The 13,179-nt window shown below is 69.8% G+C and carries 11 protein-coding genes; all 11 read right to left on the bottom strand.

The features are described from left to right. Positions 1 to 220 precede the first annotated feature (220 nt). On the bottom strand, positions 221 to 1,300 hold the full coding sequence (locus U4Z64_RS01550; protein WP_321819044.1) for a Rieske 2Fe-2S domain-containing protein: 1,080 nt from the start codon (positions 1,298 to 1,300) through the stop codon (positions 221 to 223). Positions 1,301 to 1,374: 74 nt separating this feature from the next. Continuing rightward, on the bottom strand, positions 1,375 to 3,852 hold the full coding sequence (locus tag U4Z64_RS01545; protein WP_321819043.1) for an efflux RND transporter permease subunit: 2,478 nt from the start codon (positions 3,850 to 3,852) through the stop codon (positions 1,375 to 1,377). A gap of 78 nt (positions 3,853 to 3,930) precedes the next feature. After that, on the bottom strand, positions 3,931 to 4,890 hold the full coding sequence (locus U4Z64_RS01540) for a sialidase (protein WP_321819042.1): 960 nt from the start codon (positions 4,888 to 4,890) through the stop codon (positions 3,931 to 3,933). A gap of 168 nt (positions 4,891 to 5,058) precedes the next feature. Continuing rightward, on the bottom strand, positions 5,059 to 6,264 hold the full coding sequence (locus U4Z64_RS01535) for an acetyl-CoA C-acyltransferase (RefSeq protein WP_321819041.1): 1,206 nt from the start codon (positions 6,262 to 6,264) through the stop codon (positions 5,059 to 5,061). Positions 6,265 to 6,286: 22 nt separating this feature from the next. Continuing rightward, positions 6,287 to 6,772 (bottom strand): MaoC family dehydratase, encoded by a 486-nt coding sequence (locus tag U4Z64_RS01530; protein WP_321819120.1) that lies wholly within the window; start codon positions 6,770 to 6,772, stop codon positions 6,287 to 6,289. Further along, on the bottom strand, positions 6,772 to 7,572 hold the full coding sequence (locus tag U4Z64_RS01525; RefSeq protein WP_321819040.1) for an SDR family oxidoreductase: 801 nt from the start codon (positions 7,570 to 7,572) through the stop codon (positions 6,772 to 6,774). The genes U4Z64_RS01530 and U4Z64_RS01525 overlap by 1 nt, the downstream gene beginning before the upstream one ends. After that, a complete protein-coding gene (locus tag U4Z64_RS01520) occupies positions 7,569 to 8,768 on the bottom strand; it encodes an acyl-CoA dehydrogenase family protein (RefSeq protein ID WP_321819039.1) in 1,200 nt (399 codons plus the stop codon). Before U4Z64_RS01520 ends, U4Z64_RS01525 begins: the two co-directional genes overlap by 4 nt. Next, entirely contained in the window at positions 8,765 to 10,009 is a 1,245-nt protein-coding gene (locus U4Z64_RS01515; RefSeq protein WP_321819038.1) for an acyl-CoA dehydrogenase family protein, read from the bottom strand. The genes U4Z64_RS01520 and U4Z64_RS01515 overlap by 4 nt, the downstream gene beginning before the upstream one ends. A 2-nt stretch (positions 10,010 to 10,011) precedes the next feature. Then, the gene (locus U4Z64_RS01510; RefSeq protein WP_044845667.1) at positions 10,012 to 10,890 is read right to left on the bottom strand and encodes an SDR family oxidoreductase; all 879 of its coding nucleotides are present in this window, start codon (positions 10,888 to 10,890) and stop codon (positions 10,012 to 10,014) included. A gap of 41 nt (positions 10,891 to 10,931) precedes the next feature. After that, complete coding sequence (locus U4Z64_RS01505) at positions 10,932 to 12,083, bottom strand: acetyl-CoA C-acetyltransferase (RefSeq protein WP_321819037.1); 1,152 nt, start codon at positions 12,081 to 12,083, stop codon at positions 10,932 to 10,934. Further along, complete coding sequence (locus U4Z64_RS01500; RefSeq protein ID WP_044845669.1) at positions 12,080 to 13,150, bottom strand: acyl-CoA dehydrogenase family protein; 1,071 nt, start codon at positions 13,148 to 13,150, stop codon at positions 12,080 to 12,082. Before U4Z64_RS01500 ends, U4Z64_RS01505 begins: the two co-directional genes overlap by 4 nt. Positions 13,151 to 13,179 lie beyond the last annotated feature (29 nt).

Below are 13,179 nucleotides of genomic sequence, written 5' to 3'. Positions count from 1 at the left end.
GCACGCCGTGCGGCCAATGATGAGCAATCGAGCTTCTTGAAGACTTCGGTCTCGGACACTACGCGGTGCAAGCCGATCCGTCAAGTCCTTTCGATGCGACGCGTGCGCGCGGCAGCATGCGCCGCCTTGTCCGGCGGGCGTTTGCGGCAATCGGAGGCGTAGCGATACGCCCCCATTTTTCCCGCCACTCGCCACGCCGCGCCGTGACTGCGCTATTGCATTACTGCGGTTCGAACACGTGATGCAGCGCCGGCGGCGTCTCGCCGTCGCGGATCTTCATCTCGAACGACTTGCGCGCGACGCTCGACGGCCGCACGTCGGCCGCGTCCAGATAGAACTGCGAATACCAGTCGCGCATCTGGTACAGCGGCCCGTCGCCTTCGCACAGCAGCGGGTTGTCGATCCGCGTCTTGCTGTGCCAGATGTCGACGTCCTCGTAGAACGCGCGCTGCGCTTCCTTCACGTAAGCGTTCGCGATCTCCAGGTTCTGCGCGTCGCTCAGGCCGGCCACCTTCTTCACGATCACGCCGTAGCGCAGCTCGAAACTGTTCATGTCGATCGGCACGTGGCAGTTCAGCAGCACCGAATGGATCGGCTGCCCGCCGCTCTGCCCCGTCATCTGCGTGATGTGCACGGCCGGCCCGAAATACGTCGACAGCGCGGTCAGGCTGTCACCGCCGAGCTTCTCGCTGCGGCCGACCATCAGCTGCGTCGCCTTGTGATCCTCGAACAGGTTCGCGAAATAGTCGATCGGCGCGTGGTGCACGGTCGCGAAGTGCGCGACGTCCGAGATGTTGTCGACCAGCTCGCGGCAGTTCGCGTTGATCACCATCTTGTCGACGACCCAGTCCGACCATTCGTCGGAGAAGCACACGTCGAGCCTCGGAATCGCGACTTCCGGCGGCGGCGCATTGCCTTCCGGGTCGTTCCACACGAACAGCAGGTTGTTTTCCTCGCAGGTCGGCCACGCGCCGATGCGCGCCTTCGGCGGAATCCGCTTGCAATACGGAATCGACGCGCACTGCCCTGCGCCGTTCCACGCCCAGCCGTGGAACGGGCAGACGAGGTTGTCGCCTTCGACCGTGCCGAGGCTCAGGTCGGCGCCCATGTGTGGGCAGTACGCGTCGACGACGTTGATCTTGCCGGTCGAATCGGCGAACGCGGCGAGCTTGCGGCCGAAGATGTTCAGCGTGTGCGGCTTGCCGTCCTTGTAGTCGCGGGCGAGGCCGAGGCAGTGCCAGCCGCGCGCATAGCGCTGCGCGAGCGGCTGGGCTTCGATCTTGTAAGGGCGTGCGGACATGTGGGTTGACTCCTCTTTGGGGAACGCGCGGCGGCCCGCCGCGCACCGGGGTAATGGGTTCGGGGGCGCGTCGTTCAGCGCGCCGGATTGCCGGGTTCGAGCGCGCGCGTCGGTTCGCGCGCGGGTGCCGGCGCAGACGGCGCAGACGACGCGGACGGCTGCGTCAGTTGCGCCACGCGGCGCTCGGCGCGCTCGACGCCGAGCCACGCGGCCAGCGCGGGCAGCAGGAACACCGCGCCGAACAGGTTCACGAGGAACATGAACGCGAGCAGCACGCCCATGTCGACCTGGAACTTCAGCGCGGAGAACGCCCACGTGCCGACTCCGATGAACATCGTGACGGCCGTGAACAGCGCCGCGGTGCCGCGCTGGCGCATCGCGTCGGCGAATGCGTCGGGCAGCGTCGCGCCGTGGCGCAGGTCGTGCTGCAGGCGTTCGTACAGGTAGATCCCGTAGTCGACGCCGACGCCGACACCGAGCGTGATCACCGGCAGCGTCGCGACCTTCAGCCCGATGCCGAGCCGCGCCATCACCGCGTTGCACAGGATCGACACCAGCGTGAGCGGCACGATGATGCACAGCACCGCGCGCCACGAGCGGAACGTGACCGCGCACAGCAGCGCGATCGCACCGAAGATCGACAGCAGCATCGCGACCTCCGCGTCGCCGACCGCCTCGTTGGTCGCGGCCATCACGCCGACGTTGCCGCCCGCGAGCCGGAACGCGACGTTCGGCGTCGGGTTCTCGGCCGCGTAGCGCTTGATCTCGTCGACGATGTGCGCGATGGTCGTGCCTTCGTGGTTCTTCGTGTAGATCAGCACCTGGATCGCCTTGCAGTTCGCGGTGTTCATCCCGTTGTCGGGGTCGAACGCGTTGGAACCCTGCGTGAGCCCGTCGCTGGAGCGCGGCAGCGCGGCCCAGCGCGGATTGCCTTCGTTGAACGCGGCGATGAACACCTTGCCCTGCGACGCGACGCTCGTCACCGACTGCACGCCGGCCACGCCGCGCATGTTCATCTCGAACTTCTCGATCGCGCTCATCACCGGGTAATGCAGGCAGGCGTCGTCGAAACCGGTCGTCTCGACGATCACCGACAGCACGTCGACGCCGATGTTGTACTGGTGCGTGATCGCCGCGTTGTCGACGTTGTAGCGCGAGTTCGCGCGCAGCTCCGGCGCGCCGGTGCCGATGTCGCCGATCTCGAGCCTGCGCGACTCGAGCGTGCCGTACGCGAGCAGCGCGAGCGCGACGGCGAACACGCCGAGCGCGGGCGCCGGGCGCGCGAACAGCGCGAAGCGCGACCACATCGGGCTTCCGCCGGCCGCCGCGGTGCGCTGCGCCCGCGCGAGCGTGCCGCGCTCGAGGCGCGTGTACGACAGCAGGATCGGCAGGAACACCTTGTTGGTGACGATCATCAGCAGCACGCCGAGGCACGCGGTGATGCCGAGCTCGCGCACGATGTCGATCTTGATCCGCATGATCACCATGAAGCCGAGCGCGTTGGTCAGCAGCGCGACCGTGCCCGGCACGAACAGCTTGCGGAACGCGTCGCGCGCGGCCTCCGCCGACGATGCGCCGCGCACCAGCGCCTGCTTCCACGCATTGGTCATCTGCACCGCGTGCGACACGCCGATCGAGAAGATCAGGAACGGCACGAGGATCGACATCGGATCGATGCCGAGCCCGAGCAGCGGCAACGCGCCGAGCAGCCAGACGACCGGCAGCAGCGCGACGACGAGCGCGAGCACGGTCGTCTTCAGCGAGCGCGTATAGGCGAACAGCAGTGCGGCCGTCACGAGGAACGCGAGCGCGAAGAACGCCATCACGCCGGCGATCCCAGCTTCGACGTCGCCGACCAGCTTCGCGAAGCCGATGATGTTCACGTCGATGTCCTGCTTCGCGTAGCGCGCGCGGATTTCCTCGAGCTGGCGCGCGACCGCGCTGTAGTCGAGCCGCTTGCCGGTGGCCGGATCGGTCTCGCGCAACTCCGCGCGGATCAGCGCCGACTTCAGGTCGTTGCCGACCAGGCGGCCGATCTGCCCGGAGCGCGCGACGTTGCGGCGCACCTTCGCGAGGTCGTCCGGGTTCGCGCTCGAGAACTGGCCGGGCACGACCACGTCGCCGCGAAAACCGGCTTCCGTCACCTCGGTGTAGTGCACGTTCGGCGTGAACAACGAGAACACGCGCGAGCGGTTCACGCCGGGGATGAAGAACACGTCGTCGGTCGCGTGGCGCAGCGCGTCCATGAACGTCTGGTTGTAGATGTCGCCGTCGCCCTTCCAGCGCAGGCTGACGAGGATCGTGTTCGCGCCGGGGAACGCGCCCGCATAGCGCTCGAACACCTGCATGTACGGGTGCTGCATCGGGATCATCTTGTTGAAGCCCGGATCGAGCTTCAGGCGCGTCGCGGACAGGCCGAGCGCGAGCGTCAGCGCGACGCACAGCAGCATCAGCAGCCGGCGCTGCCGGATGATGGTATCGGCGCAGCGCTCGACGAACGCGGCGAGGCGCGACGCGGGAACGGCTTCGGTGGAGCGTGACAGGTCGTTCATGGATTTCTCGTGTCGGAACGGACGGAACAGGCGATGCGGACGATGCGGGCGGCGCGGCAACGCGACCGCGGCCGCGCATCAGGACGGCGACGCAGCGAGCGGCGCGACGCCGGCCTCGCCCCCGAGCAGCAGCGCGCCGCGGCCCATGTCGAGCACGGCCGCGAGGCTCTGCACGCCGCCGAGCTTGCGCACGTCGAAGGTCAGGCCGCCGTCGCTCGACCCGACGATCGCGCCGCCCTGCCCGACCAGCACGAGTTCGCCGTCGGCAAGCTGGGTCGCGCCGAAATACGACACCGGCACGTGGCTGTCGACGTGCGTCCAGGTCGCGCCGCGATCGGTGCTGCGCAACACGTTGCCGCGCATGCCGTACGCGACCCAGTCGCCGTTCGCGAGCATCAGCGCGCCGAACAGCGAGCCTTGGTACGGCGACGGCACCTTGTCCCAGCTCGCGCCGTTGTCGGTCGAACGCAGCAGCGTGCCGCTCTCGCCTGCGATCAGCAGGTCGCCGTGGCCGTCGCCGACGATCGCGTTCAGGTGGCGGTCGCCCGCCGGTGTCTTGAGCGGCTGCCACGTGAGCCCCGCATCGTCCGAGCGCAGCAGCTGGCCGAAACTGCCGGCCGCGAACAGCGGGCCGTTCGCGGTTCCCCACACGGACAGCAGCGGATCGGAATGCGCGTTGTCGCCATGAACTTCGCGCCAGTGCACGCCCGCGTCGTCGCTGCGCAGGATCCGGCCGTCGTGACCGACCGCGATGCCGAGCGTCGGCGTGACGAAGCTCACCTGCGTGAGCGTCGATCCCTGGTCCGGCGTGACCGACGCCGGCCGCCAGCGGCCGCTCGCATCGTCGCTCAACAGGATCACGCCGCGCTCGCCGACCGCGACGATGCGCGTGCCGGCGCGGGCGAGCCCGTTGATCTGCAGGCGGTCCGCATGGATCGCGGTGACCGGGAACGCCGGCAGCGGGCGCGGCGAGAACGCGAACAGCGCGGCGCCGAGCACGAGCGCCGACATCGCGAGTCCTGGCAAAGTACGTTTCATCGGTTTGTCTCCTTCTCTGCGAGCGGCCCGGGCCCGCGCCGACGCGCTCGCCCTGCCGCTGCAAGTCTCCGGGCCGTCGGTCGTTGCCGCGGCCTCGAATGGTCCCGAATGGATGGCAGCCGAACCGGGCTGCCGGCTCGGCTGCCGGTGAGCCTTGCTCGAGCGTCGTTACGCGCCGACCTCGAACAGCGCGGCGGCACCCATCCCGCCGCCGATGCACATCGTCACGACCGCATGCCGCACGCCGCGGCGCGCGCCTTCGAGCAGCGCGTGCATCGTCATCCGCGTGCCCGACATCCCGAACGGGTGGCCGAGCGCGATCGCGCCGCCGTCGACGTTCAGCCGCTCGTCGGGGATGCCGAGCGTGTCGCGGCAATACAGCGCCTGGCACGCGAACGCCTCGTTCAGCTCCCACAGCCCGACGTCGCGCACGGTCATCCCGAAACGTTCCAGCAGCTTCGGAATCGCGAACACCGGGCCGATGCCCATCTCGTCCGGCTCGCAGCCGGCCACGGCCAGCCCGCGGAACGTGCCGAGCGGCGTCAGTCCGCGACGCTCCGCCTCGGCCCGCGACATCACGACGACCGCCGCCGCGCCGTCCGACAGCTGCGACGCGTTGCCGGCCGTCACGAACTCGCCCTGCTCGACGACCTTGCCGCCGCTCCACGACGGCTTGAGCCCCGCGAGCCGTTCGGCCGTCGTGTCGGCGCGCACGCCCTCGTCGCGCGCCGCGTGGACGGCTTCGTGGCCGGTCGGATTGCCTTCCTTGTCGAACAGCGCGCGCCGCACGTCGAGCGGCGCGATTTCCGCGTCGAAGCGGCCGGCCGCCTGCGCGTCGGCCGTGCGCTGGTGGCTCTGCAGCGCGAATTCGTCCTGCGCGGCACGCGAGATGCCGTAACGGCGCGACACGATCTCGGCCGTTTCCATCATCGCGATGTACGCGGCAGGCTGATGGTCGAGCACGGCCTGCGAACGCGCGCGGTAGCCGTTCTTGTGCTTGTTCTGCGTGAGCGAGATCGATTCGACGCCGCCCGCGACGACGATCCGCGCATCGCCCGCGCCGATGCTGCGCGCGGCGCTCGCGATCGACATCAGGCCCGACGAGCACATGCGGTCGATCGACATCCCGGGCACCGACGCCGGCAAGCCGGCCGCCGCGGCCGACAGGCGGCCGATGTTGTAACCCTGCGTGCCCTGCTGCGCGGCGCAGCCGATCAGCACGTCGTCGACGTCGGCCGGCGCGACGCCCGCGCGTTCGAGCGCCGCGCGCACGACGTGGCCGCCCAGCGCTGGCGCCTCGGTGTCGTTGAACATGCCGCGAAACGCCTTGCCGATCGGCGTGCGTGCGACGGAAACGATGACTGCGTCTTCCATGAGCTGGCTCTCTGAATCGAAACTAGAAGTAGTAGCGGCTGATCGTGTCGGCGACGCAGCCGGGCTTGGCCTCGCCTTCGATCTCGACGGTCACGCGGACCCACGCCTGCACGCCGCCGTCGAGCGGCTCGACGCGCAGCAGCTCGCCGACGCCGCGCACGCGCGCGCCGACCTTCACCGGCGCCGGGAAGCGGATCTTGTCGCAGCCGTAGTTGACGCCGAGCCGCGCGCCGTCGATGCGCACGATCTGCGGCAGGAAATAATTGACGAGCGACAGCGTCAGGTAGCCGTGCGCGATGCACGCGCCGAACGGGCCGTCCTTCGCGCGCAGCGGGTCGACGTGTACCCACTGGTGGTCGCCCGTCGCGTCGGCGAAGCCGTCGATGCGGATCTGGTCGATCGCGAGCCAGGCGCTCGCGCCGAGCGTGTCGCCGACGGCCGCCGCGAGTTCGCCGGGATGCGCGAACACGCGGGGCGTCGCGCGCACGGGGTCGAGGGTCGCGCTCATCATGCGTGCTGGCTGCTGACCGACAGCACTTCGCCCGTCATGTACGACGCGTAATCGCTTGCAAGGAACACCATCACGTTCGCGACCTCCCAGACTTCGGCGGCGCGCCCGAAGGCTTCGCGCGACGCCAGTTGATTCAGCAGGTCGGCCGGGGCCGACTTCTTCAGAAAATCGTGCATCGCGATGCTCGGCGCGACCGCGTTGATGCGCACCCCGTAAGGCGACGCCTCGAGCGCCGCGCAGCGCGTGAGCGCCATCACGCCCGCCTTCGCCGCCGCGTAGTGCGCCTGTTCCGCCTGCGCACGCCAGCCGAGCACCGATGCGTTGTTGACGATCGCGCCGCGGCCGCGGGCCTGCATGTGCGGCAGCATCGCGCGCGTCATCCGGAACGTCCCGGTCAGGCTAATGTCGATCACCCGCGACCATTCGGCATCGTCCATTTCGACGATGCGTTTCGCGCCGCCGAGCCCGGCGTTGTTGAACAGTACGTCGACGCCGTCGAGCTTGTCCTGCGCGTCCGCGACGAGCGCCTGCACGTCGTCCTCGACCGCGACGTTGCACAGGCGGCCGTAGATCTGCTGCAGCCCCGTTTCGGCGCGCAGCGTCTCCACCGCTTGTTCGAGGCGCTTCTCGTGGATGTCGGAGATGAACAGCGCGCGACAGCCTTCCTCCGCGCAGCGGCGCGCGGCCGCGAAGCCGATGCCCGCGCCGGCGGCGGCCGTGATCAGCACCGATTTGCCGGCGAGCAGCTGGTGGCCCGGCACGTACGCCGGCGCTTTCTGGATCTGGGGTTCGGTCATGCGTTTCCTCGCGGTTCCCTGGGCATGCCGAGCCCGCGCTCGGCCATGATGTTCAGCTGGATTTCGTTGGTGCCGGCGTAGATCGTGTCCGCACGGGAGAACAGGAACACGCGCTGCAGATGGGTGAGCTTCTCGTCGGCCGGATCGATCACGTTCGCGCGCGGCCCGAGCGCATCCATCGCGAGCTGGCCGAGGTCGCGGTGCCAGTTCGACCAGAAATACTTGTAGATCAGCGCCTCGCGGCGCAGCGGCGCGGTGGCGCCGTTCGCGTCGTCCGCGCCCGACAGCATCCGCAGCGCGTTGTAGCGCATCACGCGCAGCCCGGCCCATGCGCGGCCGATCCGCTGGCGCAGCACCGGGTCGCGATCCGCGCCCGATTCGCGCGCGGCGTCGATCACCCAGTCGAGTTCGCGGACGAATTGCATCTGCTGGCCGAGCGTCGACATGCCGCGCTCAAAGCCGAGCAGCGTCATCGCGATCCGCCAGCCGTCGCCCGGCGCGCCGACGAGATCGCGAGCTTCCGCGCGCGCACCGTCGAAGAACACTTCGTTGAATTCGGCGCCGCCGTTGAGCTGCTTGATCGGGCGGATCTCGATGCCCGGCTGGTCGAGCGGCATCAGCAGGAACGACAGCCCCTTGTTGCCCTTCGATGCCGGATCGGTGCGCGCAAGCACGAAGATCCAGTCGGAGTCGTGCGCGAGCGACGTCCACACCTTCTGGCCGTGCACGCGCCAGGTACCGTCGGCGTCCTGCTCGGCACGCGTGCGCACGTTCGCGAGGTCCGAACCCGCGCCCGGCTCCGAGTAACCCTGGCACCAGAACTGCGTGCCGGCGAGAATTCCAGGCAGGAAGCGCGCGCGCTGGTCGTCGGTGCCGCACGCGACGAGCGTCGGGCCGAGCAGCCCTTCGCCGATGTGCCCCATCCGCCCGGGGCCACCGGCGCGCGCGTATTCCTCGTGGAAGATCACCTGCTCGGCGACCGAAAAGCCGCGGCCGCCCGCGTCGGTCGGCCAGCCGAGGCCGGTCCAGCCGCCCTGCGCGAGTTCCCGTTCCCACGCCTTGCGCAGTTCGGGAAACGCTTCCTCGTCGCCGGGGCCGCCGCGGTACTTCAGGCACGCGAATTCGCCGGTCAGGTGCGACTGCACCCAGTCGGCGACTTCGTGCCGCAATTGCTGTTCGCGCGTTTCGCTGTTCATTGGAGGGCTCCGGTGCGCGCGGCGGACGAACGCGTGGCGATCGAAGCCGACGGCGACGACGACGCGAGCACCGCGTCGTGCTGCGACGCGCCGCCGTCGATCGCCTGGCTGGCGATCCATTCGAGCAGTTGCGGCGTGCTGCCGAACTGCGCGCCCGACGCCTGCGCGCGCTTGAAATAGAGATGCGGGTCGTATTCCCACGTGAAGCCGACGCCGCCGTGCAGCTGGATCGCCTCCTGTGCGCAGAACGCATACGCATCGTTGGCGGCGGCTTTTGCGGCCGCGACGTCGGCGCGCAGCGCAGCGCCGGGCGTGCTGCTGCCGGCTTCCGCGTCCCACGCGTGGGCGGCGCCGAGCACGGCCGAGCGCGCGGATTCGATCAGCACCATCATCTGCGCGCAGCGGTGCTTGACGGCCTGGAACGACGCGATCGCGCGGCCGAACTGCACGCGCTGGCCGGTGTAGTCGAGCGTGAGATCGAGGCATTGCTGTGCGCCACCGAGTTGTTCGGCGGCCAGCGCGAGCGCTGCGAACCATGCGGTGCGTTCGAGCAACTTCGCGGCAGCGCCGCCGCTCGCGAACAACGCGTCGCGGCTCACCCGGGCCTCGTCGAGCACGACGCGCGCGATCGGCCGCGTCGCGTCGAGCGTGTCGAGCGGCGTGACGCACAGGCCCGACACCTTCGCGACGTCGATCGCGAACACCCCGATCGCCTGCCCTTCGTTCGCGATCCGTGCCGGGATCATCAGCAGGTCGGCGCGCGCACCGTCGATCACCTGCTCGATCGTTCCGGACAGCGCGTAACCCCCCGCCGCTTCTTCAGCGACGACCGGCAGTTGACCCGCGCCGGCCGGAAGCTCGAGCGGCAATGCCAGCGTCGCGCTGCACGCGCCTTCGGCCAGCTTCGCGAGCCAGCCGGTCGCGCCCGGCGTATCGCAGCCGGCCAGCGCGGTGGCCGCCAGGCACGCGGTCGAAAAATACGGCACGCACGCGACGCGCCGCCCAAGCTGCTCCATCAACAGCGTCTGTTCGACCGCGCCGAGCCCCATCCCGCCCGCCGCCTCCGGCAGCGCCAGCGCGTTCCAGCCCAGCTCGCCCGCGAGCGCGGCCCACAGCGCGTCGTCGCGGCCGGCCGCTTGCTCGATCGCGCGGCGCACGTCGGCCGACGCGCTGCGCTCGGCGAGCACGTCGGCTGCCGCGTCGCGGATCATCGCCTGTTCGTCGGTGAGCGCCAGATCCATCGTCAGCTCCCGTACACGCGCTGCGCGGGCCGCGCATCGGCGAGCAGCCGCGCGACCGCCGGGCCGACCTCGGCCGGCGCCCAGCGCGCGCCGCGATCGACGCTCGGGCCGGTGCGCCAGCCCTCGGCCACCGCGATCATCCCGCCCGCGACCTCGAACACCTGGCCCGTCACGTCGGCCGACAGCGCGCTGCCGAGCCACACGACGAGCGGCGCGACGTTGGCCGGATCGAAATAGTCGAAGCCGCCGTCCTCGGGCTTCTTCATCATGTCGGCGAACACGCCTTCGGTCATCGACGTGCGCGCGGCCGGCGCGAGCGCGTTCACGCGCACGCCGTAGCGCTGCAGTTCGACCGCCTGCATCAGCGTGAGCGCCGCGATGCCGGCCTTCGCCGCGCCGTAGTTCGACTGGCCGATCGAGCCTTGCAGCCCGGCGCCGGAGCTCGTGTTGACGATGCGCGCGTCGACCGGATGGCCGGCCTTCGCGGCGTCGCGCCATACACGTGCCAGCACGCTCGACAGGCAGAAGTGGCCGCGCAGGTGTACGCGCATCACGTCGTCCCAGTCGGTTTCGGTCATGCTGGTGAACATCTTGTCGCGGCAGATGCCTGCGTTGTTGACCAGCACGTGCACGTCGCCGAATGCTTCTCGTGCGGCGTCGACGATCCGCTGCGCGGTGTCGATCCTGGTGATGTCGTCCGAATTCGCGAGCGCGCGGCCGCCGCGTCGTGCGATCTCGTCGCACACGGCCTGCGCTGCCTCGTGCCGGATGTCGTTGACGACAACCGCCGCGCCCTCGGCCGCGAACGCGAGCGCGTATTCGCGCCCGAGCCCGCCGCCGGCGCCGGTGATGATGACGGTGCGTCCGTTACAGATTCCCATGCTGATGCCTCCTGGATCGAGAGATCGTGAAAGTGACGCGCTCACAGGCGCTCGATGATCGTGACGTTCGCGAGACCACCGCCTTCACACATCGTCTGCATCCCGTAACGTCCGCAGGTGCGTTCCAGTTCGTGCACCAGCGTCGTCATCAGCCGCGCGCCGGTCGCGCCGAGCGGATGGCCGAGCGCGATGCCGCCGCCGTTCGGGTTGGTCTTTTCGTGCGGGAAGCGCGTGTCGGCAAGCCAGGCCTGCGCGACCGACGCGAACGCCTCGTTCATCTCGACGACGTCGATCTGCGCCCAGTCGAGCCCGCTCTTCTTCAGCGCGGCCTTGGTCGCCGGGATCGGCGCGGTGAGCATCCACAGCGGATCGTCGCCGAGCACGCTCAGGTGATGAATGCGCGCGCGCGGCGTGAGGCCGTAGCGCTTCAAGGCATCTTCGGACACGATCAAGAGCGCCGCGGCCGCATCGCAGGTCTGGCTCGCGACGGCGGCCGTCAGCGAGCCGCCCGGCATCAGCGGTTCAAGCGTCGCCATCTTGTCGAGCGACGTGTCGGGGCGCGGCGTTTCATCGTGCTGCACGCCTTCGAGCGGCACGATTTCCCGCTTGAAATGGCCGGCCTCGATCGCCGCCACCGCGCGGCGATGGCTTTCCAGCGCATAGCGTTCCATCGCGTCGCGCGACAGGTTCCAGTGATCGGCGATCCGCTGCGCGGCGACGAACTGCGACACCGGCGCATCGCCGAAGCGCGCGCGCCAGCCGGTGCTGCCCGAGAACGGGTCGTTGAAGCCCAGCGACACCGCGCTCGTCATCGCGGACGAGATCGGGATCTGCGTCATCGTCTGCACGCCGCCCGCAACCACCACGTCCTGCACACCGCTCATCACGGCCTGCGCGGCGAAGTGCACGGCCTGCTGCGACGAGCCGCACTGGCGATCGACCGTCACGCCCGGCACCTGCAGCGGCAACCCGGCCGCGAGCCAGCAGGTGCGCGCGATGTTGCCGGCGAGCGGGCCGATCGTGTCGACGCAGCCGAACACCACGTCGTCGTATTCGTCGGCCGGAATCGCGTTGCGTTCGACGAGCGTCTTCAGCACGAAGCCGCCGAGGTCCGCCGCGTGCACGTGTGCGAGCCCGCCCTTGCGGCGGCCGGTCGGCGTGCGCAGCGCGTCGACGATATAGGCTTGTTTCATTGATTGGTCTCCTCGAAGTCGAAGGTCTGCGCGGGGCCGATCGGCAATGCGTCGCCGAGGATCGCGTCGGCCACGCGGGCCTTGTGGAACGCGGTGTCGCCCCAGCTGCCGGAGAGCGCCCAGATCCGCTTCATGAAGATCTGCAGGTCGAGCTCCCACGTGTAGCCGATCGCGCCGTGAACCTGCATCGTGTGGCGCGCGGCCAGCTGCGCGGCGGCGCTCGCCGCGAGCTTCGCGTGCGACACCAGCACCGCGCGCTGCGGGTGATCGTCGGCGATCGCTTGAGCCGCGCGCGCGACCACCGGCCGCGCGAACTCGTAGCGGATCGCGACGTCGGCGAGCAGGTGCTTGAGCGCCTGGTACGAACCGATCGCCTTGCCGAACTGCTTGCGCTGCGCGCTGTAGTCGATCGCGACGTCGAGCACGCGTTGCGTGAGGCCGAGCAATTGCGCGGCCACCGCGAACGCGCCGTGGTCGAGCGCGCGATCGAGCAGCGGCGCGGCTTCGTCGGCGCCCGCGATGCGCGTGGCCGCCGACGGTTCCCAGTCGAGCGTGAACAGGCGCCGCGACGGGTCGACGCTGTCGACCGCGCGCCACGCGCACTGCGCGGGATCGACGCGGTGCAGCTCGCCGCGGTGCTCGCAGAGCAGCGCCTGCGCGACGTGCACGTCGGCCGCATACGGGTTCACCGGATGCACGAACGCGACACGCGCGCGCCCTTCGGCGATGTCGCGCAGCAGCGCGTCGCGCCAGCCGCTGGCGGGCAGCCGCGCGAGCACGCCGGCCGATACCAGCGCCGTGTCGAGCAGCGGCTCCGGGCTGCCGAAATAGCCGTAGGTCTGCGCGAGCAGCGCCCATTCCGCTTCGGTCAGGCCGAGGCCGCCGTGCGCTTCGGGCACCGACACGGCGGTCAGCCCCTGCGACGCGAACAGCGACCACAGCGCGTCGGAGCGGCCGGTCGGCGTGGCCCACAGCTCGCGGATCAGTTCCGGGGTCATCTCGGTCATCAGCAGGCGCTTCACGCTGTCCGCGAGCGCTTCCTGGTCTTCATCGAATACGAAATCCATACGATGTCCGTTCAGTGAGGGAATCGCCG

This window comes from Burkholderia sp. BCC1996 (assembly GCF_905339955.1).
Taxonomy (GTDB): domain Bacteria; phylum Pseudomonadota; class Gammaproteobacteria; order Burkholderiales; family Burkholderiaceae; genus Burkholderia.
This window is presented reverse-complemented; position numbering and strand designations above follow the sequence as displayed.